This is a genomic window from Methylobacterium sp. GXS13, from assembly GCF_001455965.1.
GTDB lineage: Bacteria > Pseudomonadota > Alphaproteobacteria > Rhizobiales > Beijerinckiaceae > Methylobacterium.
In genome coordinates, this window is the sequence record NZ_LKKO01000021.1 from 75,823 (window position 1) to 98,977 (window position 23,155).

General features: G+C 71.6%; 24 protein-coding genes. 18 read left to right on the forward strand and 6 right to left on the reverse strand.

Annotated elements, in window-relative coordinates:
- The first annotated feature begins 8 nt into the window (after window positions 1–8).
- From AO398_RS06935 to AO398_RS06950, 4 genes are all read left to right on the forward strand, one after another.
- Window positions 9–401, forward strand: a complete 393-nt coding sequence (locus AO398_RS06935) for a response regulator (protein WP_058191283.1) — start codon at window positions 9–11, stop codon at window positions 399–401.
- 45 nt (window positions 402–446) lie between these two features.
- Entirely contained in the window at window positions 447–1,631 is a 1,185-nt protein-coding gene (gene cheB, locus AO398_RS06940) for a chemotaxis-specific protein-glutamate methyltransferase CheB (protein ID WP_058191284.1), read from the forward strand.
- Complete coding sequence (locus tag AO398_RS06945) at window positions 1,628–2,494, forward strand: protein-glutamate O-methyltransferase CheR (protein ID WP_058191285.1); 867 nt, start codon at window positions 1,628–1,630, stop codon at window positions 2,492–2,494. The genes cheB and AO398_RS06945 overlap by 4 nt, the downstream gene beginning before the upstream one ends.
- 175 nt (window positions 2,495–2,669) lie before the next feature.
- Window positions 2,670–3,686 carry an asparaginase gene (locus AO398_RS06950; protein ID WP_058191286.1) on the forward strand — a complete coding sequence of 339 codons (1,017 nt, stop codon included), beginning with the start codon at window positions 2,670–2,672 and terminating at the stop codon, window positions 3,684–3,686.
- Window positions 3,687–3,887: 201 nt separating this feature from the next.
- Here the strand turns inward: AO398_RS06950 and AO398_RS06955 are convergent, their stop codons facing one another.
- Complete coding sequence (locus tag AO398_RS06955; protein WP_280139117.1) at window positions 3,888–4,358, reverse strand: efflux RND transporter permease subunit; 471 nt, start codon at window positions 4,356–4,358, stop codon at window positions 3,888–3,890.
- A 160-nt stretch (window positions 4,359–4,518) separates the two neighbouring features.
- Between AO398_RS06955 and AO398_RS06960 the strand changes: the two genes are divergently transcribed.
- The 7 genes from AO398_RS06960 (at window position 4,519) to AO398_RS06990 (ending at window position 9,739) form a co-directional block, all read left to right on the forward strand.
- Entirely contained in the window at window positions 4,519–5,202 is a 684-nt protein-coding gene (locus AO398_RS06960; RefSeq protein WP_058191288.1) for a type 1 glutamine amidotransferase domain-containing protein, read from the forward strand.
- 148 nt (window positions 5,203–5,350) lie between these two features.
- Entirely contained in the window at window positions 5,351–5,770 is a 420-nt protein-coding gene (locus tag AO398_RS06965) for an amidase family protein (RefSeq protein ID WP_058191289.1), read from the forward strand.
- 159 nt (window positions 5,771–5,929) lie between these two features.
- Window positions 5,930–6,364, forward strand: coding sequence for a tautomerase family protein (locus tag AO398_RS06970; protein WP_058191290.1), 435 nt, complete (start codon window positions 5,930–5,932; stop codon window positions 6,362–6,364).
- Window positions 6,365–6,804: 440 nt separating this feature from the next.
- Entirely contained in the window at window positions 6,805–7,539 is a 735-nt protein-coding gene (locus AO398_RS06975; RefSeq protein ID WP_058191291.1) for a response regulator transcription factor, read from the forward strand.
- Window positions 7,539–8,912, forward strand: coding sequence for a HAMP domain-containing sensor histidine kinase (locus AO398_RS06980; RefSeq protein WP_058191292.1), 1,374 nt, complete (start codon window positions 7,539–7,541; stop codon window positions 8,910–8,912). The genes AO398_RS06975 and AO398_RS06980 overlap by 1 nt, the downstream gene beginning before the upstream one ends.
- Window positions 8,913–9,094: 182 nt before the next feature.
- Entirely contained in the window at window positions 9,095–9,358 is a 264-nt protein-coding gene (locus tag AO398_RS06985; RefSeq protein ID WP_058191293.1) for a hypothetical protein, read from the forward strand.
- 60 nt (window positions 9,359–9,418) lie between these two features.
- Complete coding sequence (locus AO398_RS06990; RefSeq protein ID WP_058191320.1) at window positions 9,419–9,739, forward strand: hypothetical protein; 321 nt, start codon at window positions 9,419–9,421, stop codon at window positions 9,737–9,739.
- Window positions 9,740–9,975: 236 nt separating this feature from the next.
- Here AO398_RS06990 and AO398_RS06995 read toward each other — a convergent pair whose 3' ends face one another.
- Together AO398_RS06995 and AO398_RS07000 are read right to left on the reverse strand one after the other, a co-directional pair.
- Window positions 9,976–10,620, reverse strand: coding sequence for a hypothetical protein (locus AO398_RS06995; RefSeq protein ID WP_058191294.1), 645 nt, complete (start codon window positions 10,618–10,620; stop codon window positions 9,976–9,978).
- Complete coding sequence (locus tag AO398_RS07000) at window positions 10,617–11,258, reverse strand: hypothetical protein (protein ID WP_058191295.1); 642 nt, start codon at window positions 11,256–11,258, stop codon at window positions 10,617–10,619. Before AO398_RS07000 ends, AO398_RS06995 begins: the two co-directional genes overlap by 4 nt.
- 45 nt (window positions 11,259–11,303) lie before the next feature.
- Here AO398_RS07000 and AO398_RS07005 point away from each other — a divergent pair, with 45 nt between their 5' ends.
- Window positions 11,304–12,332: a hypothetical protein gene (locus AO398_RS07005; protein ID WP_058191296.1), complete on the forward strand. Its 1,029-nt coding sequence runs from the start codon at window positions 11,304–11,306 to the stop codon at window positions 12,330–12,332.
- Here the strand turns inward: AO398_RS07005 and AO398_RS07010 are convergent.
- Window positions 12,320–13,498: a glycosyltransferase family 4 protein gene (locus tag AO398_RS07010; RefSeq protein ID WP_058191297.1), complete on the reverse strand. Its 1,179-nt coding sequence runs from the start codon at window positions 13,496–13,498 to the stop codon at window positions 12,320–12,322. The genes AO398_RS07005 and AO398_RS07010 overlap by 13 nt on opposite strands.
- Complete coding sequence (locus tag AO398_RS07015; protein WP_058191298.1) at window positions 13,498–14,538, reverse strand: glycosyltransferase family 4 protein; 1,041 nt, start codon at window positions 14,536–14,538, stop codon at window positions 13,498–13,500. Before AO398_RS07015 ends, AO398_RS07010 begins: the two co-directional genes overlap by 1 nt.
- 60 nt (window positions 14,539–14,598) lie before the next feature.
- Here AO398_RS07015 and AO398_RS07020 point away from each other — a divergent pair, with 60 nt between their 5' ends.
- The 5 genes from AO398_RS07020 (at window position 14,599) to AO398_RS07040 (ending at window position 20,918) form a co-directional block, all read left to right on the forward strand.
- A complete protein-coding gene (locus tag AO398_RS07020; protein WP_058191299.1) occupies window positions 14,599–16,653 on the forward strand; it encodes an HAD-IIB family hydrolase in 2,055 nt (684 codons plus the stop codon).
- Window positions 16,643–17,530, forward strand: a complete 888-nt coding sequence (locus AO398_RS07025; RefSeq protein WP_058191300.1) for a galactosyltransferase-related protein — start codon at window positions 16,643–16,645, stop codon at window positions 17,528–17,530. Before AO398_RS07020 ends, AO398_RS07025 begins: the two co-directional genes overlap by 11 nt.
- Window positions 17,531–17,538: 8 nt before the next feature.
- A complete protein-coding gene (locus AO398_RS07030) occupies window positions 17,539–18,660 on the forward strand; it encodes a glycosyltransferase (protein ID WP_058191321.1) in 1,122 nt (373 codons plus the stop codon).
- A gap of 258 nt (window positions 18,661–18,918) precedes the next feature.
- Window positions 18,919–19,836 (forward strand): galactosyltransferase-related protein, encoded by a 918-nt coding sequence (locus AO398_RS07035; RefSeq protein ID WP_058191301.1) that lies wholly within the window; start codon window positions 18,919–18,921, stop codon window positions 19,834–19,836.
- A complete protein-coding gene (locus AO398_RS07040; protein WP_058191302.1) occupies window positions 19,833–20,918 on the forward strand; it encodes a glycosyltransferase in 1,086 nt (361 codons plus the stop codon). Before AO398_RS07035 ends, AO398_RS07040 begins: the two co-directional genes overlap by 4 nt.
- 257 nt (window positions 20,919–21,175) lie before the next feature.
- On the opposite strand, the gene AO398_RS07045 is transcribed toward AO398_RS07040, so the two are convergent.
- On the reverse strand, window positions 21,176–21,448 hold the full coding sequence (locus AO398_RS07045) for an aspartate-semialdehyde dehydrogenase (RefSeq protein WP_058191303.1): 273 nt from the start codon (window positions 21,446–21,448) through the stop codon (window positions 21,176–21,178).
- A 299-nt stretch (window positions 21,449–21,747) separates the two neighbouring features.
- Here AO398_RS07045 and serA point away from each other — a divergent pair, with 299 nt between their 5' ends.
- Window positions 21,748–22,980, forward strand: coding sequence for a phosphoglycerate dehydrogenase (gene serA, locus AO398_RS07050; protein ID WP_058191304.1), 1,233 nt, complete (start codon window positions 21,748–21,750; stop codon window positions 22,978–22,980).
- Window positions 22,981–23,155: the final 175 nt, after the last annotated feature.

A 23,155-nucleotide genomic window follows, 5' to 3' on the forward strand; every position in this document is an offset into this window, starting at 1 on the left:
GAGGGGGTATGAAAGCGCCACACGAGACGACCTGCCTGGTGGTCGATGATTCCGCGGTGATCCGGAAGGTCGCGCGACGGATCATCGAGGCCCTGGGCATGAATGTGAACGAGGCTGAGGACGGCACCGCCGCCCTCGAAGCGTGCGCGGCGAACATGCCCGACGCGATCCTGCTCGATTGGAACATGCCGAACATGGACGGCTACACCTTCCTCCAGGCCCTGCGCCGGAGCGAAGGGGGGGCGGCTCCCAAGGTTCTGTTCTGCACCACCGAGAACGACGTCGGCGCGATCGCCCGGGCCCTCCGGGCGGGGGCGGACGAGTACATCATGAAGCCCTTCGACCGCGACATCCTGGCGGCCAAGCTCGAACAGGTCGGACTGGTCGCCGACGCCGCCTGAACCGACGCCGACTTCAACCGCGACCCAGTACCTGAGGCATTCATTATGGCCCTGAGCCCCGCGGTCGTCCCGCTTCGCAGTCCGCCTGCGCAATCCACGACATCCGCCGCTCCGATCCGGGTGCTGATCGCCGACGATTCCGCCGTGGTGCGCGGGCTCGTCGCCCGCTGGATCGCCGAAGCCGGGTTCGAGCTCGCCGGCACCGCCTCCAACGGCCGGATCGCCCTGGAGATGATGGCCAAGCACGACCCGGATGTCGTGCTGCTCGACATCGAGATGCCGGAACTCGACGGCACGACGGCGCTGCCGCGCATGCTGGCGATGAGCCCGAATCTTCAAGTCGTGATGATGTCGACGCTGACCACGCGGAACGCCGACATCTCGCTGAAATGCCTCGCCCTCGGGGCGGTGGATTACATCGCCAAGCCCGAGAGCAACCGTGGCGTCACCACCTCGGAGACGTTCCGGGTCGAGCTGATCGAGCGGGTCCGTGTGTTCGGGGCCGCCCGCGCCCGGGCGCGGCGTCCGTCCGCCGGGACCGCACAGGCTCCGGCCCATGCGGCACCCGCGCTGGCCCCCGCCGCGCCGATGCCGCGCCCGGCCACACCCTTCACCCTCCGGCCCAAGGTCCGCAACCGCACCCAGCCCCGCGCCCTGCTGATCGGCTCCTCGACCGGCGGACCGCGCGCGGTGGGCGAGATGCTGGAGGGGATCGGCGCCGCTGCCCTGCGCCGGGTGCCGGTTCTGATCGTGCAGCACATGCCGCCGATCTTCACGGCCGTGTTCGCCGAGCACCTGTCCACCCGCACGGGGCTGCGCGCCGCGGAGGGCAAGGCCGACGAACGTCTGGAGGCGGGCCGGATCTACGTGGCGCCGGGCGGCCGCCATATGGGGCTCGTGGCGGGACCCAACGGTCCTATGATCCGGCTCACCGACGGGCCGCCGGTGAATTTCTGCCGCCCCGCGGTCGACGTGCTGTTCAAGGATGCGGCCGTGGTCTTCGGCGCTGCCACTGCGACGGTGATCCTCACCGGGATGGGCTCGGACGGCACCAACGGCGCCCGCGCGCTCACCGATGCGGGCGGCCCGGTCCTCGCCCAGGACGAGGCGACCAGCACCGTCTGGGGCATGCCCGGCAGCGTCGCCCGGGCCGGCCTTGCCGAGGCCGTGCTGCCGCTCCCCGAACTCGCGACGGCGCTGCGCGCCCTGATCACGGGCCAGCCGTCATGACCGAGTTCGAGTTTGAATACCTGCGCACCTTCCTCAAGCAGCGCTCCGGCCTCGCGCTGACCGCTGAGAAGCGCTACCTCGTCGAGAGCCGGCTGACCCCGGTCTGCCGGCGCTTCGGGATCGCCGCCCTCAGCGACCTGATCGGTGCGCTCAAGCTTGGTCAGGACGGGGCGATCGAGCGCGCCGTGGTCGAGGCGATGACCACGAACGAGACCTTCTTCTTTCGCGACCGCATCCCGTTCGACCTGTTCCGCGACACGATCCTGCCCGAGGCGCTGGTGCGCAACGCCAGCAAGCGCCGGCTTCGGATCTGGTGCGCCGCGGCCTCCACCGGCCAGGAGCCCTATTCGCTGGCCATGCTGCTCCAGGAGGCCGGGCCCCGGCTTGCCGGCTGGCAGGTCGAGATCGTGGCCACCGACCTGTCCACCGAGGTGATCGAGAAGGCCAGACTCGGCCTCTACAGCCACTTCGAGGTGCAGCGCGGCCTGCCGGTGCAGTGGCTGATCAAGTATTTCACCCAGGTCGGCGAGCAGTGGCAGATCGCACAGAGCCTGCGCTCCATGGTGGATTACCGCCAGCTCAACCTGCTGCACAGCTTCACATCGCTCGGCCAGTTCGACGTGATTTACTGCCGCAACGTGCTGATCTACTTCGACGCGCCGACCAAGTCGGACGTGCTGGCGCGGCTCGCGGCCCAGCTGGCGCCGGATGGCGCGCTCCTGCTTGGGGCGGCCGAGACGGTGATCGGCCTGACCGACCGGCTCAGCCCGAATCCGAAGCATCGGGGCCTCTATGGCAACGCCGAGCCCGTGGGCCGCTCACCGGAAATGGCAGCCCCGCTGCGGGTCGCCGCCGGCGTCTGACGGCCCGGCGCGATCCCGTTCGGACCAAGATCGCGCCGAATCGCGCATCCTGACGAGGGTCCCGTCGCCCGGCGCATCGCCCGCCTGCGCACGCACGGGGTCGACCGCGGCCGTGCGAGGCGGCATCACGACCCTGGCGGGGCCGGCGGGCGGCCGGGCAGCCAGGAGGCACGGCATGGCGGCAGGATACGGGGCGGGATTGCCCAAGGTCGCGTTCATCGGCACGGGCGGGACGATCTCGTCCCTCGGGCGCGACGCCCTCGACATCCTCGACTACACCGCCACCGACCGGCGCCTGGAAGCCGGTGGCATCCTGGACGCGGTCCCGGAACTCGCCGCGGTCGCCGATGTGATCCCGGTGCCGTTCCGGGCGGTCCCGAGCCCGGCAATCGGGTTCGCCGAGTGGCGCGACCTCGTGCTGCTGTGCGCGCAGACCGCCGCCGCGCATCCGGACCTCGCCGGCATCGTCATCGGGCACGGCACCGCCACCCTGGAGGAGACCGCCTACGCGCTCAGCCTCACCCTGACGGTCGACCTGCCGGTGGTGCTGGTCGGCTCGCAGCGGCCGATGAGCGCCCTGTCCACAGACGCCAAGCTCAATTTGGTTGCGGCGATCCGCACCGCCGCTGCGCCGGCGTCCCGCGGCCGGGGCGTACTCGTGGTGCTCAACGATGAGATCCAGGCAGCCCGCGAGGTCACCAAGACCTCAGTCGCGCGGCTGCAGACCTTCCGCACCCCGGATTTCGGCGTGCTCGGCCAAGTCGACGGTGATTACGTCCGGTACTACCGCCGCTCCGAGCGTGCCCATGCGCCCGGTACCCCGTTCGACATCCGGACGCTGCCCGCCCTCCCCCGCAGAGACGTGTCCTACGGCTATGCCGATGCCGACGGTACCGCCGTGCGGGCGTTCCGAGCGGCCGGCGCCCGCGGCCTGGTCTCGGCCGGGCTTGCCCCGGGCATGACCCCGCCGGCCGAGGCCGACGCTCTCGAGGAGGCGGCCGCCGCCGGCATCCTGGTGGTGATGTCGACCCGGGCCGGAAGCGGTGTGGTACCGCTGACCACACGCCTGCGCGACCGCGGCATCCTCAGCGCCGACAACCTGAACCCACAGAAGGCCCGGATCCTGCTCGCCCTGGCGTTGACCGTGACGTCCGAGCCCAAGGCAGTCGCGCGTCTGTTCGCCACGTATTAGCGCCGCGTGCTGACAGGTGGTGTCCGGCTGAAGGCGAGGCGCTCGCAGCCTGCCGGAGAACCACGATGCCGCCGGTCCAGCGGCTGAAGCCGTGCCCATGGACTGCGCCGCGGAGGAACCTCTGCTTTCCGCGCTCGCGATCGGCCGTGCCGGCGGATCCCGAGCGCACTCGAGGGGAGGGCGTGTTCATTGCGGCTGCGCTCACACGTCCTGGCCCTCCCGTGTCCGGGCAGCGGATCGGCCCGGTATCCGGCCGGGAGCGGCGTCAGCCCCATTGCCGCCGAAAGGCAGGCGGGGCCGCGACACGAATGGGTCGATCGCGGGCAGGATCACGAGGGTGAGCAGGGTCGCCGAGATCAGGCCGCCGATCACCACGGTGGCCGGAGGGCGCTGGACCTCGGGGCCGGCGCTGGCCGAGAGCGCCATCGGCAGGAAGCCCAGCGCCGTCATCATCGCTGGCTGCGGCCGCATCTCGGCTGCCCGGGTCGCTGCCTCCCGCGGGTCGAGGCCGGCGCGCTCCAGCTTGCGGATGTAGCTCGTGAGCACGACGCCGTTCAGGATCGCGATCCCCATGGCTGCGGCGCAGGAGAGGATCACCCTGGAGACCATCGGCGCCGTCCGCATGGCCAAAGCCGACGCGATCCGCCGCGCGAGCCCGGAACGCCGGTGCATGGAGACGGCGGCTGCGCGGGAGCAGCGCGCAGAGCGCCCGTCTCAGGCACGCTGACACCGCGTCAGCGTCCGCAACGCTATCCGAAATCAGCGCGGCGCGGCCTGACCGGTCTGCCCCCGAAATCCCACCCTTCCACCCCGACGAACACGGAGAACGACAATGAAGATCCTGATGGTGCTGACGTCCCACGATCAGCTCGGCGACACGGGCCGCAAGACCGGCTTCTGGCTGGAGGAACTCGCCGCGCCCTACTACGTGTTCAAGGATGCAGGCGCGGAGATCGTGCTCGCCTCGCCCAAGGGGGGCCGCCCCCCGCTGGACCCGAAGAGCAGCGAGCCGGCTTCACAGACTGACGCGACGCGCCGGTTCGAAGCGGATGCGGACGCCCTGTCGGCGCTGGCGAACACGACCCGGCTCGAGGCCGTCACCCACGGGGTGTTCGACGCCGTGTTCTATCCGGGCGGGCACGGTCCGCTCTGGGACCTCGCCGAGGACCCGGTCTCGATCACGCTGATCGAGACGACGCTGGGAGCCGGCAAGCCCGTCGCGCTCGTGTGCCATGCTCCCGGCGTCCTTCGCCATGCGAAGGCCCCCAGCGGGACGCCGCTCGTGCAGGACAAATCGGTGACCGGGTTCACGAACACCGAGGAGGAGGCCGTCGGCCTCACTCAGGTGGTTCCCTTCTTGGTTGAGGACGAACTCCGGCGGAATGGCGGACGGTTCTCCAAAGCCGAAGACTGGGTGCCGTACGTGGTGGCCGACGGCCTGCTGATCACCGGCCAGAACCCGGCCTCGTCCGGGCCCGCCGCCGAACGTCTTCTCGAACGTCTCGCGAACGGCTGACGACAGCCTCGGCCGTCCCTGAACACCTCCGACCGCGCATCCGTGCGGGCGGAGACCGGCCCCGGATCAGTGCGCCCCCGGTCCGACAGAAGCTCCGAATCCAGCGGAGCTTCCTGCCCCCGTGCCTCATCGCGAAGGACACCGAGCCATGACAACCGGCATCGTCTTCTCGGATGCGACACGGCTCGCCGAACTGATCCGCACCCGCCAGGTCTCGCCGGTGGAGGTCGTGCAGACGGCGGAGCGGCTGCGGGACGGCTACGCTGACTACTTTCGGCGCTACGACGCGCTGATCACCCCGGTCCTGCCGATCCCGGCCCACAAGCACGGCGTCACCGAATTCGTCATCAATGGTCAGACCACCGACGCCACTTTCCTCCAGGGCGCGACCGTGCCGCTGAACGTCACCGGCCTGCCCGGCCTGTCGATGCGGTTCGGGACGAGCGGCGAGGGCCTGCCGATTAACGTCCAGGTCGTCGGCAGCTGGCAGGCCGAATCGACGATCCTGCACGTCGCCGCGCTGCTGGAGGCGTTGAGCCCGGTTCGGGGACTGCGCCCGAGCCTCTAGGACGGTCGCTCCGTGTCGGCGCCAGCCCGGCACGGAACGGAGCGGGGCGTCACGGCCTTGGTCCCACCGGTCGGCGGACTGCGTGATGGCGGCTGGCCGGCGAGGAGTCGTCCGGCGGACCGGGCGGCACGCCGAGCATCAGCGATCGGGAGAACGCCCATGCCGACCTATGCCCTCTCGACTGCGAGGGACCTCACGGCCGGTCAGCGCGCCGCGATCGTCGCGAGCATCACGGCCATCCATGCGGTCGAGGCGAACGCTCCGCGTTACTTCGTGCAGGTCCTCTTCCATAAGGTCGAGCCCGGCTCGATCTTCATCGGCGGCGAGCCGGCCTCTCCCGACCACGTCTGGGTGCGTGCCGATATCCGGGCGGGCCGGACCCGGGAGCAAAAGGCCGCGATGCTCCGGCGCATCATGGCGGAGACCAGCGGGATCCTCGGCATCTCGGACCAGGACGTCTGGGTCTACATCTCGGACATCCCGGCCCTCGGTGTCCTCGAATTCGGCCATGTGCTGCCGGAACCAGGCGAGGAGGAGCAGTGGCTCGCCGCGTTACCCAGCGCTCTGCGCGAGAAGCTCGAGCAGGCGACCTGATCAAAGTCTGGATCTGCCCATCCTCCGGTCGACCCGGCAGCCACGACGGCAGCACTCCCCTGACACGGCAACGATGCCGATGCGGTCCGTGTCGGCGGTTGCGACAGCGCGGCGTCGGATCCGTCTCCGGAGGGGCAGAGGATCCCGATCCGATCCGCGTCGATCTCATCTGCGCAGGCTGAGATCCATGCCTTTGCCGGAGCCAGACCGGACGTTGTCCGGGAAGCGTGGTTACACCGGGCCAGAACGGGGACCGAGATCGGATTCCACCCAGCGTCTTTGCCCGTCTTCCTCACGGCCCATCGGGACCCCGCTGTGATGTGCGGAACCATCGGGTCGGCCCAATTCCCGGATGTGGCGCGATGCCGGCAGCTTGTAACGTTTTGTGACAGCGGTCGTTTTCGCGTTGCCGCGCCGTCGCGTCGGTCTATCCTCGCGGCATGACCGACGGCACGACCATCGCCATCGTCGAGGACGACGACGACATCCGCACCCAGCTCGCCGGTTACCTGGACGGCGAGGGCTTTCGCGTGATCGGTCTTTCCGGCGGCGCCGGCCTCGACCAATTGCTGACGGCGGGTCCCGCGCCGGATCTGATCGTCCTCGACTGGATGCTGCCGGGAGAGGACGGCCTCTCGATCTGCCGCCGTCTGCGCGCGGCGAACGGCCCGCCCGTCGTCATGCTCACCGCCAAGGACGAGGACATCGACCGGGTGCTCGGCCTGGAGATGGGCGCCGACGACTACGTGTCGAAGCCGTTCAGCCCCCGCGTGCTGCTGGCCCGCATCCGCGCCGTCCTGCGCAGGGCCGGCGGCGCCGGCGCCGCAACCCCTGAGGCCGTGTCCGAACGGCTGAGCCTCGCCGATCTCGTCGTCGATCTCGCCGCCCGCAGGGTGACCACCGGCGGCCCGGCCGCCGAGATCCCGCTCACCAGCGCCGAGTACGACCTGCTGCATTGCTTCGTCACCCGGCCGCAACGGGTGCTCTCGCGCGACCAACTCCTCGATTGGACCCGCGGCCGCACCGCGGACGCCTTCGACCGCACCATGGACGTTCAGGTGAGCCGCCTGCGGCACAGGCTCGATGCTGCGGGCAGCACCGTCGCCGGCCTGATCAAGACCGTTCGCAACGCCGGCTACATTCTGGCGGCGCCAGTGAAGTCCGGGGCGCCGTGATGGGGCGCGTCGGCCTTCTCGGGCGGATCATGCTGGTCCTGCTGGGGGCACTCTCGCTCCTCGTCGTCGCGACTTTCGGCATCGACCGTTGGCAGCGCAGCCAGGAACACTGGCCCTACGGATCGCGGTTCCCCCGCCTCGACCAGGCGGCGGGCATCATGGCCCTGCTGAAAGACGCGGACCCGGCGCAGCGGCCGGCCATCTTGCGCGCCGTGAGCGGCGAGGCGCTGAAAGCCGAGATTTTGGACGCGCCGCCCGACGCGACAGCGTTGATCCGCGAGCCGGTCCTCGAGGCGCGCTTGCACCGTCTCACCGGGGATTCCACCGACGGCATCCGGGCCTTCACCGAATCCGACATGCTTTACCGGGGCAAGGGGCCGGCCGATGCCGGGACCGGTACCTGGCACCGGTCCATCGGCGGCCTGGCCGAGGCCACCTACCGCTTGCCGGACGGGCGGACGCTGGTCATCTCGGCCATCAAGGGGCACCACTCACTCATGCCGTGGCTGCTCGGGCAGCCGCTCAGCCTGTGGGTGGCCGTGCTCGGCGTGGCGGTCGCCGGCCTCGTCACCGTTGGCGCCCGGCACGAACTCGCGCCGCTCCCTCGCCTGACCGAAGCGGTCTCCCGGTTCGACGGCCGCGCGGCGGAGCCTGCCCTCGCCCCGCAAGGCGCCCCCGAGATCCGGCGCCTCGCCCAAGCCGTGCAGGCGATGCAGGAGCGCATCGTCGGCCTCATGGGCGAACGCTCGATGCTGATCGGCGCGATCTCGCACGACCTCAAGACGTACCTGACGCGCATGCGCCTGCGGGCCGAGGGCATCGCCGAGCCCGAGCGCCGGGCGCGGCTCGTCGAGGATCTCGACACGATGACGGCGCTGATCGAGACCGCGCTGGGCTTCGCCCGCGGCACCGCAGCCGAGGTCGGGCGCTCGCCCGTGGACCTCGCCGACATCGTGGCGGTCGAGGTCGCCGAGCATGCCGCTCAGGGGGCCCACATCAGCCTGACGGGCGAGGAGGTGCCGGACGCGACCGTGGCCGGCGACGCCGTCGCCCTGCGCCGGGTGGTCGCCAACCTCATCGGCAACGCCGTCAAGTTCGGACACTCCTCTGTCGCCGTCGCGGTGACGCGGTCGGGATCGGCCTGCCAGGTCGTGGTCGAAGACGACGGACCGGGCATTCCGGCGGCCGAGCGATCCGTGGTGTTCAGCCCGTACTATCGTGTCGAGCGGTCCCGGAACCGCCGGACCGGCGGGACCGGGCTGGGGCTCGCCATCGCCCGGCAGATCGCGGAGGCGCATGGCGGCACCATCGTGGCCGAGACCGCTATGTCCGGCGGCGCGCGGCTCGTCGTGACGCTGCCGGCCCTGGCCTGACCGCCGGCAACACCGCGCAAGCGGCGGTTACATAACGTTACGCTCCGGCGCGAACCCGTCACATCCGGGTACAACGCGGGCGCGAACCTTCGCTCAACCCGACGCGGCTTGACCGCTGCCGGGACACGGGACGGGACGGCATCGCGCCGATCCCGGTCCCATCGAGCAGAAGGAGTCCGTCGATGTTGAAGGTCCTCGCCCCCGCCGTGCTGCTGGCCGCCTTCGCCGTGCCCGCCTCGGCCCTGCCGCTGGTCCAGGACGCGATGTCCACCGGGTCCGACGGTGCGCAGATCATCCAGGTCTACGGCGGCTGTGGCCCCTACGGCCACCGCGGTCCCTACGGTGGCTGCCGAACCGGGGGGCAATGGGGTGGCTACGTGCGCGGCCGCTCATGCCCGGCCGGCTTCCACATCGGCCCCTATGGCCGTCGCTGCTGGCCGAACTGAACCCGTCATTCCTGAAACCCGACGCGTCCGGCCGCGTGCCGGGCACCCATGGAGCGCGTCATGATCCGCAAGTTCGTCATGTCCCTCGCCCTCGTATCCGGTGTGCAGCTCGCCGCCCCGGCGGCGGAGGCCCGGGACGGGTGCGGCCCCGGCTTCCACCGCAACTTCTACGGCTGGTGCCGGCCGAACGTCCGGCCTTACGCCTATCGCCCCTACGTCTACGGCCCCGCCTACCGCCGGTTCGGCTACCATCGGTGGGGCGGCTACCGCTGGCATTACAGCTGGCATCGCCGTTTCGCTTGGCATCGCCACTTCGCGTGGCATGGGGGTGGGCACCGGTGGGGCGAGTTCCGGCACGCGGGCTGGCACCGCCGCTTCTGATCGAAGCGTGGCCGGCCGTGGACGAGGCTCTCCCGACCGCGGCCGCGGCGCCGCTGGTCTCGGATCGCCTTGCCACTTCGAGCCGGCATCCTGAGGCCGGGTCATCGGGGAAGACGACGCGGCCCCCCGGCGGCGGGGTCCGTCGTGATCTGGCCCCTGTCCGCCCCGAACAGGGCAAACCGGCGGCTGAAGCACCGAACGATGGCCTGGCCGTGCGGACCGCCTTGGCGCAGCACTCAGCTATCGGTCCATGCGGCGTGGACGGATCCGGCGGCCGTATCCGGTTTCGCGGTACCGATGAAGATGACCACCGGCCCATGGGCGTCGCGCCGGGGATCATAGAAGTCGAGCAGGCCCGGATGGATCCGTTGGATGAAGTCTGGAGACTGACCGTTCCGGCGGAGGAGATGGTCGATGACGACCTGATCGCCGTGCACCGCGTTCGGCACGGGGCCGCAGGAACCGGGCGTCATCCAGTGGTCTGGATTCGCCGCGAATCTCGCGTAGAGGTCGGCGAGTTCCTCCCCGTGCCACCGCAGGAGGGCGCTGGAGAGCCGGCCCCCGTGGAAATAATCCTCCATGGCGGCGAGGCCGGGCTCGGCCAGGGCGTCGGCCGGGTCGGTGAAGACGGTGTCGAGATCGCACAGCAGGGTCGTGCTCTCCGCCAGCCCCGGGCGGAACGCCTCCATCTTGGCCCACCAGGCCGGCCAGCCGTGCCGCAGCGGCACCCGCTCGACCCCGTCCACGGCCAGCGGCAGGTCGGTCAGGCACAGGATCCGGTCGAAGGCCGGCGCGTGGCGGCGCACGCCCCGGGCCAGGCGCGCGACCCAGGTCGCGTCGTAGCGGCCGCCGCTCTTCAGGACGGTGATCAGCGTGGTCATGGCGCGTCCGTCGTAACGGGTGGGTGGAGGCGCAGGCGCCCGGCCGCTGAGGCCTCGGCGAACCAGGCCCGTTCGGCTGCCCAGGGGTGGCCGGGCCAGCCAGCGAAGCCGAAGCCGTAAACGTCGACCGGGCCGGAGCCCGCGGGGCGGTCGAGCAGGAGCGCGAGGCTGACCAGGAAGCCGGTGCTCGGGTTGGGGCGTGCTTCCGTATGGGGTGCGAGCCGGCGCTGCGCGGTTTCGTGCAGGGTTTCGGGCAGGATATGGACCGGCTTGCCGAGGGGGCGCAGCAGCGCCAAAGCCTCGCGGGTCCAGCAGATCGGCTCGGGCGCGTTCGCCTCCGCGGGCAGCATCGGGAACGGCAGGATGAAGGCCTCGGCCTGCCGGACCACCGGGCGGTCGAGGAACCCGGGGTCGGCCAGCCATTCGCGCATCTGGCCGCCGCGATTGACCAGGGCGAGATGCGTGACCCGTGAGCCGGTGGGCCCGCCGAAGCCGGGAGCGTTGTTGAAGCGCACCACATGCGTGGCCGCGTCGATGGCGCGTGCTGCCGGGCGGATCCCGGGCGCGTTACCGACGATGGCGAGGGAGGCGCGCGGGTCTGCGCGTGCCGCGCTCAAGGGATCGATAGCGATGGACATGGGCGGCGGGGGCGTGAGGAACAGCCAAGGTATGGCATCGGCTTCATGCCACCAGGGCGCCGCGACAAACCGGAACCGGCGGTGACCGGTCCGCGCCGGTGCTTCGTCTGCGCGGCCGCCATGCTGGCCCCGAGCGCCCGGTCGCTCGACTTCCCGGATGGGCGTCGGCGGGTGTTCCCGACCGCCTGCGGCTCCTGCGGGGTCCTGATCGAGCCGGATGCGGACCCGGAACGATGCTGGTGGGATCTCGCCGGGCGCTTGGCTGCGCCGGTCTTCGTCCCCGACCCGGAGGCGGGCTACGGCCTCGACCTCTACACCCTGCGCACCGCCGCGACTCGCCTCGGCCGCGGCATCCGCCCTCTCGGCCCGGAGGACCGCGCCGCCCTGCTGCAGCCCCACAGCCTGCGCGCCGCGGAAGGTGCCCTGTACGATCTCGACAGCGCGGAACAGCGCCTGGTCTCGCTCGGCGTGATCTGCCGCTCGGCGGAACGGGACTCCGTGCTGGCGGCCCTGCCGGCGCAGGCAGCCTGGGCCACGGATGTCACGATCCTGCTCGACGCGCCAGCTGCCCCGGCCCGGGCCGTGGCGGTTCCGGGTTTCGCCCCCGGCGCGGTACAGGTGGCGGCGCGGCCGCTGAACGATGATTTTGCCCTCCAGCGCAACGCCCTTCAGGACCTCGCCCGGGCGCCCTGGATGCTGCAGCTCGACGCCGACGAGGCTGTCGATCCCGCGACCGGCGCGCGTCTCCCCGCGCTGGCGGCGCTCGCCGAGGCCGGCGACGTCGTCTCGGTCGGGCTTCCCCGGCGCAACCGCGTCGACGGCATCCTGTCGGATGTCTACCCGGACGTGCAGTACCGGCTGAACCGCACGGCCGTCCGCTATGCCGGCCTGGTGCACGAGCGGCCGGTGCTGCCCAGCGGCTGGCCACAGAGCTTCATCGCGCTCCACGGGGCGATCGACCACGCGCTCACCGGAATCCATGTCCGGGCGCGCTCGCAACGCTATGAGGCGCTGGATCCGGGGCGCGGGCGGCCCGAGGAGCGGGACGCGCTGCTGCAGCCCTACCGCGCCTGAGCGATCGCCCGGCGGTAGAGGTCGAGGGTCTCGCGCGCCAGGCTCGCCCGGTCGAACCGGCCGGCCGCCTCCAGGGCGCGGGCTCGGTAGGCCGAGCGCAGGACGGGATCGCGCAGGAGCGGGCGCAGGGCCTCGGCGAGCGCTGGACCGGTGGCCGCCTGCGCCAGCGGCCCCGCCCCCGGGACGCCCACGAAGGCCCGGGCGCTCGCATCCTCGGCGCAGGCCACCACCGGCCGGCCATAGGCGAGGGCCTCTTGGTAGACGAGGCCGAAGCTCTCGTAGCGCGACGGCGCCAGCACGATGTGCGCGCCCGTATAGGCCTCGGCCAGGCCCTGCGCGTCGATCCGGCCGCGGGCCCGGATGCGGCTGCGGGCGGCCTCGGACAGGTCCGCCGGCAGGTCGCCCGGCGGTACCCCGACGAGATCGAGCCGGAACGGCGGCAGGGTGCCCCGCGCCTGCTCCCCGGCCAGGATCGCCGCCGCGTCGAGCAGGGCGTCGAACCCCTTTCGGGCCTCGGCCCGGCCGACGAACAGCAGGCGCACCGGCCCGTCCGCGTCCGGATAAGGGGCTGCCCGGGCGGCGGCGGCGATCGCCGGCGGCAGGCTGAGGCCGATCACCGCCTCCGGCTGGTGTCCCGGCAGACCGTAGGCGCGGGCGATCACCGCCGCATGCGCCTCCGTATTGGCGATCAGCGCGGCGCTGCCCCTGTGCGGCCGGCGCTCCAGGCGATCGGCGGCGGCGCCGTCGAGGCGGTCGCGCAGGCCGGGCGTGCCGTCGCGGGTGAAGGCGGCGGGGGTCGAGCTGCGGGTCACCAGCGGCAGGGTCCGGCGTCCGGCGAGCAGCACCGCCGGGGCGTACCAGTTCGTCGCCTCGACCACGTCGAACGCCGCCCGGGCGTGCTCGGTCAGGACCGCCCTGCGGAAGGCCAGGGGCGCCGCGAGATGGCCGGCCGTTCCCCACCGGCGCAGCCGCGCCAGCCCGCCCTCCGGCGGCAGGGCGAGGCCGACCACGGTGACGCCGCCGACCCACTCCCGGCCGGTCCGGTCCAGGGTGAACACCGTCACGTCCGCCCCCGCTTCGGCCAGGCTCTCGGCGATCTCGCGGGCCGCGGTGGAGAGCCCGCTGGGTGACGGCGGGTAGTCCCAGGCCAGGAGGGCGGTGCGCATCAGGCGGCGAGGAGGCGGTGGTAGATGGCCAGGTATTCGCGCGCCATGCGCTCGGCGGTGAAGCGCTCTTCGAAGCGCCTTCGAATGGACGCCCGGTCCAGCTCCGCGACTCTTCGCAACGCCGTCACCGCCTCGGCTTCGGACGCGACGACGAAACCGGTCACGCCGTCCTCGACGATTTCCGGGACCGAGCCGCGGTTCCAGGCGATGACCGGGGTGCCGCAGGCCATCGCCTCGATCATCACCAGCCCGAACGGTTCGGGCCAGTCGATCGGGAACAGCAGCGCCCGGGCACTACCCAGGAGCGAACCCTTCTGGCTGTCGTCGACCGGCCCGAGATAGGTCGCGTCGGGCCCGAGCAGCGGGCGCACCTGCCGGTCGAAATAGTCCGGGTTGCCGGCATCGATGGTGCCGCCCAGCCGGATCGGCATCCCGGCCGCCCGGGCGACGCGGATCGCGGTGTCCGGGCGCTTCTGGTCGGTCATGCGCCCGACGAAGGCGAGATGCGCCTCCGGCTCGGCCCGGAAGGCGTAGCGGTCCCGGGCGATGCCGTGATGCACGATCCCGGCCCGGTTGGCCGCGGGGATGCCGGCTTCCTGCGCGGCCGAGATCGCCGCCACCGGCAGGTCGGGGAAGCCGGCGAAGAACAGGGCGCGGTCGAGCTCGTCCACCCGCCAATGCACCGTGGTCAGGCTGCGCCGCCGGGCTGCGCCGAGCAGCGCCGCATGCGCGAACTCGCCGTGGCCATGGACGATGTCGAACGCGGGCAGCCGCAACCGCAGCGCCTCCAGCTGCAGCGCGTCGAGGGCCGCCGGAACCCCCGGCGCGACCCGGCCGTGGCGCTGCTCGAGAGCCGCAAGACTCGGGTAATCGCCGACGCGCGGTAAGTCTGTCGCACTGTCCGAGGATGCGAACAGTGTTACTTCCACGCCCAAGCTTCGCAGCGCCGTGCTCAAATCGTGCACAACCCGCTCGGTGCCGCCGTGATGGTTTGGGGGAACGGGAAAAATGTTCGGTGCGACCTGGGCAACACGGATCACGACGCTCTCTTCACATAAGTTAGTTTTCGGGGAGCGCCTGACAGCTTCAGCAAACGCCTGATGTTCGTTCTGCACATCGCCCTGCAGGGCTGCCTGCGCGGGCGCGATGTCGTCTACGGCCTCACCGCGGATACCGGCGGCCACATCCGCTACCTGCTGGATCTCGTCGCCGCCTCGGCGCAGGATTTCGGCGTGGCCGAGATCGTCGTGGCGACGCGCTTGTTCCACGGGCCGCCCGGCCCGGATTACGCCGTGCCCGAAGAGCGGATCTCCGACAAGGTCAGGCTGGTGCGGCTCCCGAGCGCGGCGCTGGGCTACCGGTCCAAGGAGGCGATGCATGAGGAGGTCGCGCGGTTCGCCGAGAACCTCGTCGCCTGGATCGGCACCCAGGAGCGCGCGCCCGACCTGATCCACGCCCATTACGCCGACGCCGCCGCGGTCGCGGCGATCGTGGAGGCGCGGCTCGGGATCCCGTTCGTGTTCACCGCCCACTCGCTCGGGCGGGTCAAGGCCGCGATGCTCGGCGGGGATGCCGCCCAGGCCCCCGACCTCGTCCGCCGGATCGCCACCGAGGAGGCGGCCTTCGCCCAGGCCACCCTGGTCATCGCCTCCTCCCGGGACGAGGCCGAGGTCCAGTATGCCGGCTACGACGCCTATAATCCCGGCCGCGTGCGCGTCGTGCCGCCGGGCAGCGACCTCGCGCGCTTCGCCGCCGCCGAGCCGCATCCCCGGGTCGACGCCCTGATCGACCGCTTCCTCGACGATCCCGCCAAGCCGCCGCTGCTGGCCCTGGCCCGGCCGGTGGCGCGCAAGAACCTCGCGGCCCTGGTCCAGGCCTACGGCGAGAGCCCGGAGCTCCAGGCCCGGGCCAATCTGGTGATCGTGGCCGGCACACGCGGCGACATCGACGCCCTCGACGGCGACATGGCCGCGACGATGCGCGACCTGCTGGTGCTGATCGACCGCTACGACCTCTACGGGCGTGTGGCCTACCCGAAGACACACCGGCCCGACGACGTGCCGGCGATCTACGCCTATGCCCGCGCGCGCGGCGGCATCTTCGTCAATCCGGCGCTCAACGAGCCCTTCGGCCTGACCCTGCTGGAGGCGTCGGCGGCCGGCCTGCCGTTGGTCGCCACCGACAGCGGCGGCCCCAACGACATCGTCGAGACCTGCGGCAACGGGCTGCTCGTCGATCCCCGCGACCCGGAGGCGATCGCGCGGGCCTGCCTGCGCATCCTGGCCGATCCGGCACTGCGCGCCCGCTACGTCGCGGGCGGGGCCCGCGCCGCGGCGGCCTACGACTGGGACCGGCACGCCGCGCGCTACCACGCCCTGCTGCGGGCGCTGCTCGCCCCGGAGCCGCCCCTGCGGACGCCCTGGCAGCTCCTGGTCTGCGATATCGACAACACCCTGGTCGGCTGCGAGGCGGCCCTCGGCATCTTCCGGCGCTGGCGCAGCCAGCAGGCGGGCCTGGCTTTCGGGGTCGCCACCGGCCGCTCGTTCCACAGCGCCATGGCGGTGCTGGAGCAGCAGATGAGCCCGAGGCCGCAGGTAATGATCACCTCGGTCGGCTCCGAGATCTACCACCTCGATGCCAACGGTGTGACCTACACGGCCGATGCCGCCTGGCGCGCGGCCATTGCGGCCGGCTGGGACCGGGAGGCTTTGCGCGCGGCGCTCGCCGGCATCGACGACCTCCTGCCCCAGGGGCCCCTGGAGCAGCGCCCGTACAAGCTGAGCTACTTCGGCGGGGCCGCCGCCGCCCGCCGGGTGAGCGCGCATCTCGCCGAGGCCGGCCTCGGCGCCCGGGTGATCCACAGCCACGACCGCTACCTCGACGTCCTGCCGGCGGCGGCCTCGAAGGGCACCGCGGTGGACCATGTCCGCGCCCTCTACGGCCTGCCCGAGCGGGCGGTGTTCGTGGCCGGGGATTCCGGCAACGATGTCGAGATGCTGCGCGCCCGGGTGCAGGCGATCATCGTGGCGAACTATTCCGACGACCTCGCCAGCAACGCGGCGCTGCAGCACTCCTACGTCGCCCGGGCCTCGCATGCCCGCGGCATCATCGAGGGCGTGGCGCATTTCCGCCGGATGCTGGCCCATGCTTCCTGACATTCGGCCCCCTCCGGCGCCCTCGACCAGCGTGCTCACCCTGGTGCGCGGCCGGACCGGGTGCCTGCGCAACCTGATGCGCGGCCTCGCCCGGCAGAGCGTGCGCCCGCGCGAGCTGGTGATCGCCTGGATGCAGCCCGAGCCGGCTCCCGGCCTGCCCGATCCCGGCTGCCCGGTGCGCCATCTCCATGTCCCGGGTGAGCCGATGCCGCTGGCCGCCGCGGGCAACCGCGCCGCCGAGGCCGCCGCCGGCGACCTGCTGATCTTCCTCGACGTGGATTGCATCCCGGCCGCCGGCCTGGTCGGCGCCTACGCGGCGGCCGCCTCCGGGGCGGAGGGCCTGTTCCTCGGGGAGGTCCTGTACCTGCCGCCGGAAGCCGGCCCCGACCTCGACGACGCGGCCCTCGACCGCCTCGGCCGCCCCCACCCGGCCCGGCCCCCGGTGCCCGAGACGGGTCTGCGTCTCGAGCCCGATCCCGGCCAGCTCTGGGGGCTATCCTTCGCGTTGTCCGCCCGAGCCTGGCGCTCGGTCGGCGGCATGGACGAGGATTTTTCCGGCTATGGTGGCGAGGAGACCGACTTCGCCGCCCGCCTCGCCGCCACCGGGCTGCCGACCTATTGGGTCGCGGGAGCGCGGGCCTACCACCAGCACCACCCGGTCCATGTCCCACCGCTCCAGCATTTCGCGCCGATCCTCGCCAATGCCGCGCGCTTCCGCACCCGCCACGGTCGCTGGTGCCTGACCTACTGGCTCGACCAGTTCCGCACCGCCGGGCTGATCGACTGGGACGACGACGCCCCGGCGATCCGCGTGATCCGCCCGCCGACCGCCCCGGAGATCGCCGCGTCCCGGCGGCCCGGCGCCCTGTTCTCGTGAAGCAGACCATGAAGAAGCCGATCGCGTTCTTCGTCCACCACCAGGGCCGGGGCCACGCCAACCGCACCATGGCGGTCGCCGCCGAATTCGCCCGCGACCGCCCGGTCTCGGTGCTGACCGCCGGCCCGCACCTGTTCGACGGCTTCGCCCGCGACATCGAGATCGTGCCGCTGCCCGACATGATCGGCGCCGCCGTGCCGACCTCGCGCCTCTACGCCGAGCCGACCCCGCAGGTGATGCATTGCGTGCCGCTGGGGCTCGCCCCGATGCGCCGGACCATGCGGACCATCCTCGACCATCTCGACGACCGCGCGGTCGGCCTGTTCGTGGTCGACGTCTCGGCCGAGATCGCACTGCTCGCCCGGATCGCCAGCGTGCCGGCGGTGCAGATCCGGATGCATGGCGACCGCTCCGATATCGGCCATGTCGGCGCCTACGAGGCCTGCGTCGGGATGCTGGCACCGTTCGATGCCCGGCTGGAGCAGGCGGATTACCCGGCCTCGTTGCGCGCCAAGACCTTCTACAGCGGCGGCCTGTGCACCAGCCTAGACCGCATCCCCGACCGCACGGAGGCGCGTGCGAAGCTCGGCCTCGACCCGCAGCGCGAGATCGTCGTGGCGGTGACCGGCGGTGGCGGCAGCGGCACCCCCTACGCGCCGCTCACCGTGGCGGCGCGCGCCGAGCCCGACGCCCTGTGGCTGACCCTCGGGCCGACCCACCGGGAGGGCCACGAGACCGACTTCGCTAACCTGCGCGAGCTGGGCTGGGTGCCCTCCGTCACCGATTACCTCGCGGCCGCCGACATCGTGATCGCCTCGGCCGGCGACAATACGGTCCATGAGGTCGCCCGGGTCGGCGGCCGCCTGATCGTGATGCCGGAATGGCGCTACTTCGCCGAGCAGACCCGCAAGGCCGAGGCCCTGGTCCGGCTCGGCGCGGCCGTCCAGGCTCCGGCCTGGCCCGGCGACCTCCAGGGCTGGCGCGACCTCCTGGCCCGCGCCCGCGCCCTGGACGGGTCCGAGCTGCGCGGCCTCTGCCCGCCGGCTGCTGCCGCACGCGCCGCCGGCTGGCTCGAAGGGCTCACCGACGAACTCTGGCAGGGCGCCGAGGCGCCTGTCGCGCCTCCCTGACCGGCCCCTTGCCCCTACGGCCTGCGCAACGCGCTCTCCTCCCCCTTGCGGGGAGGAGCTGGAGGTGGGGGTGGTTCAGGATGGGGCGTCACGGTGCCTCCTGCACCACCCCCACCCCTGCCCCTCCCCGCAAGGGGGAGGGGAAACGCGTAGTGTTTCATGAACTTGCCTAACCCTTGCCGGGACGCGGCGAGGGCCGATCGAAAACAAAACCCCGTATCGCCCCCGTCCCCCCACCAGCCGGAGCCCGACCGTCGCATGTCCACCGTTTCCGTCGTGACCCTGGCCAAGGGCCGGCCGGCGCATCTGCGCAACGTGCTGCGCGGCCTGGAGCGCCAGACGCAGGCGCCCGCCGAGTTCATCGTCGCCGTCATGCAGGACGAGCCCTACGACCTGCCCGAGACGGCGTTCCCGGTCCGCCAGATCCGGGTTCCGGGGCGTGAGCTGCCGCTCGCGGCCGCTCGCAACCGCGGCGTGGACGCGGCGAGCGGCGACGGCATCGTCTTCCTGGATGTCGATTGTATCCCGGCCCCCGACCTCGTGGCCGATTATGCACGCGGGCTCGCCGAGCTCGACGGCCTGCTGATGGGCGAAGTCCTGCACCTGCCCGAGCGCGCCACCGCGGGCGCCTGGCGCTACGCCGACCTCGCGGCGAGCGCGGAGCGGCATTCCGACCGCCGCGGCCCGCCGGCCTCCGGCATCGAATTGTGCAACGATTACCGCTGCTTCTGGTCGCTCAACTTCGCGATCCGGCGGGACACGTTCCTGGCGCTGGGCGGCTTCGACGAGCGCTACACCGGCTATGGCGGCGAAGACACCGATTTCGGCAAGATCCTCGACCAGAGCGGCACGCCGATCGCCTGGATCAAGGGCGCGCTGGCCTATCACCAGTACCACCCGCACCACATGCCGCCGATCCACCACCTCGACAGCGTCGTGCGCAACGCCGAGCTGTTCGAGGCCAAGTGGGGCTACCGGACCATGGGCCATTGGCTCTACGCGTTCCGGGTCATGGGCCTGATCGACGACACGCCCGACCGGCCGATCCGGATCCTGCGCCGGCCCGACGCCGACGCCCTCGCCGCGACCGGGCAGCAGAGCCACCAGCCCTACACCAACTCCGCCTCCGTCATCCAGTATCTGGAATCCCGGGTCGGCGCGGCGGCGACCGCGTGAGGATCGCGCTTCTCGCCCATATCCGCCACCCGGTCGCGCCGCCCTTCACGGGGGGCATGGAGGCCCATAGCTGGCACCTCGCCGAGGGTCTGACGGCCCGCGGCCACGACGTCGTGCTGTTCGCCTCCTGCGACAGCGATCCGCGCTTCGCGATCGACGCCGTGGTCCCGGAGCATCACGAGGGCCGCTTCCCGGGCCTCGAGCATCGCGGCGATCCGGGGCTGCGGGCCTACGTCGATGACGGCTACGCAGCCGCCTGCGACCGGATCGCGGCGGGCGGGTTCGACGTGCTGCACAACAACAGCCTGAGCCGGCTGCCCCTGGAGCGCCGGCGCACCGCGCGGGTCCCCACCGTCACCTCCCTGCACGTGCCGCCCTACGACGCCCTGCGCGGGTTCGTGCACGCCAGCCCCGCCCCCGGGCATCGGATCACCGTAACCTCGCAGGCCCAGCTTCGGACCTGGTGGCCGGAGGGCGCGCCGCCGGAGGTGTCGGTGCTCCACAACGGCGTCGACCCCGCGGCCTGGCCGTTCCGGGACCGCGGCGACGGCTCCGCCGCCTGGTCCGGGCGGCTGGCGGCGATCAAGGGCGCGCACCACGCGATCGCGGCGGCCAGGCTGGCCGGCATCCCGCTGACCCTGTACGGCTCGATCGAGGAGCCGGATTACTGGGCGGAGCGGATCGCCCCGGAACTCGGCGGCCCGATCCGCTACGGCGGCCATCTCGACGGCCCCGCGCTCGCCGCCGCGATCGGCCGCGCCTCCGTGTTCCTGTTCACCCCGTGCTGGGACGAGCCGTTCGGGCTGGTGGCGATCGAGGCGATGGCCTGCGGCCTGCCGGTCGCCGCCTTCGCCAGCGGCGCGGCCCGGGAGATCGTCGGCGAGGCCGGATGCCTCGTGGCGCCCGGGGACGCGGCGGACCTCGCCCGGGCGATCGGCGCGGCGCTCGCCCTCCCGCGCACGGTCCCGCAGGCCCGGGTCCTGCGCCTGTTCAGCCGCGACCGCTGGCTCGACCGCTGCGAGGCGCTCTACGCGCAGGCCTGCGCCGGAGCCGTTCCGGCACGGCCCGTGCGGGTCGGCTGAGCCGCGGCGCTCACCGCGATTCGGAGGCCGCGTCACGGCTGATGATGCCGATCGTCTCCGGGACCGTTTCCCGGGTTTGCGCGACGCGATCGAGCCCGTTTGGGTTCGGGATCCGGCTCGGATGGGACGCGCACGCGCAGCCGGACCGGCGATGTCGAACGGCCGCGGGGATCCTGCGGCCGACCGGGGCGGTCCGGGGATCAGCGAGGATGGTGGGGCCGTCCCGTTTGCTGGGTCAGGATCCGTCGCGGCGCCCGTCAGTGGAGCAGGAACTCCCCGGATACCGTGCGCAGGTCAGCCGGTTTGATGAGCTGACGATGCATGACCGTCACCGAATGCACGGGGCCATCCAGCGTGGTCTGCCAGAACGCCAGGAACTTCTTCAGTTCGGGGAGATGGGGAAACAGATCCAGCTGCTGCCAGATGAAGGTTTGGAGCAGATGCGGATAATCGGGGAGATGATAAAGGATTTCCGCCGTCGTCAGGCTGTAGCCATCGATCCAGGAAGGCCGCTTTTTCAAGGTCGCCATCACCCAACTCACACAAGCCGGTTGACTGAAGCCGTAAGCTAACCCGGGCCGTTTGCCGCCTCAAGGAAGCGGTTCGCCCAATCCTCGTTTCGACAGAGGCCTCTGACGTTCCGAGCCGCCACGACGCTGGCCCGTGCACGAACTGGGCCGCACGATCTTGTCCGGTTGGATCAATCGATGACCGTCATGATGTTCGAACTAGTATAACGCCGTCTCTGTTTATTCTTGACGATCGAAAAAGGTTGCCGGCGGGGCCATGCGCCGGGAACGTGATAATCTGCGCCCTCCCGTCCACAGAGGTGCCGGCTTTGCCCACGGATCGTATCGTCCTGACCGAGAATATCGCGTCCACAGCCCGTCAGGTCTTCGCGCAGGCGGGCCTCGACGATGTCCAGCTGCTGTCGCACGCCATCGGCTTGCCCGACGCGCCGCGCATCGCCGACACCAACGTGCTCGGGATCCGCTCGCGGACCACGATCACCGCCGCGCTTCTCGACGCGCTGCCCAAGCTGACCGCCATCGGCTGCTTCAGCGTCGGCACCAACCAGGTCGATCTCGCGGCCGCCCGGGCGCGCGGGGTGCCGGTCTTCAACGCGCCGTTCTCCAACACGCGCAGCGTCGCCGAGCTCACGATCGGCGAGATCGTGATGCTGCTCCGGCGCATCCTGCCGCGTTCGGCTTCCGCGCATGCGGGCGGCTGGGACAAGTCGGCCGCGGGATCCTTCGAGGTCCGCGGCAAGACGCTCGGGATCGTCGGCTACGGCAATATCGGCTCGCAGCTGTCCAATCTCGCCGAGGCGATGGGCATGCGGGTCATCTTCCACGATCTGACCGACAAGCTGCGACACGGAAACACCGAGCCCGTGGAGAGCCTGGACAGCCTGCTCGCGGCCAGCGACGTCGTCAGCCTGCACGTCCCCGAGACGCCCGCGACCCACGGCCTGATGAGTGCGGAGCGCATCCGGGCGATGAAGCCCGGCGCCTACCTGATCAACAACAGCCGCGGGACGGTGGTGGATCTGGAGGCTCTGGCGCAGGCGTTGCGGGACGGGCGCCTGGGCGGCGCGGCGATCGACGTCTTCCCGGTCGAGCCGACATCCAACGCGGAGCGCTTCGTGTCGCCGCTTCAGGGGCTCCCCAACGTCATCCTCACCCCGCATATCGGCGGGTCCACCGAGGAGGCGCAGGACCGCATCGGCGCGGAGGTCGCCCGCAAGCTGGTCGATTACGCGCAGACCGGCTCCACCCTCGGCGCCGTCAACTTCCCGCAGGTGCAATTGCCGCCGCGCCTGTCCGGGGCACGCTTCCTCCACGTGCACCGGAACGTGCCGGGCGTCCTGGGCCAGATCAACGCGATCTTCTCCAGCCGCACGCTCAACATCGATGCGCAGTACCTGCAGACCGACGGGGATTTCGGCTACGTCGTGGTGGACGCGTCGGTGCAGCTGCCGGAGGCGGACGCGGTCCTCCAGGCGCTTCGGCGCATCGACGGCACCGTGCGTGCGCGGCACCTCGCGCAGCGGGCCGGGTGAGCGGCGCGGGCGAAAAGCCGTCTTTTTGGCGAACGTGATCCGTATTCGGCGGCGCGCCGAGGCTTTGCTTTCCTGAATTCAAAATTTCTGGCAGCCTACGAGGCCTCGAACGCGGGGAGATTCGGTCTCGCCGACGGCCGAAACCGGGATTGCTCGTCGCCGCGTCTCCGCTGTC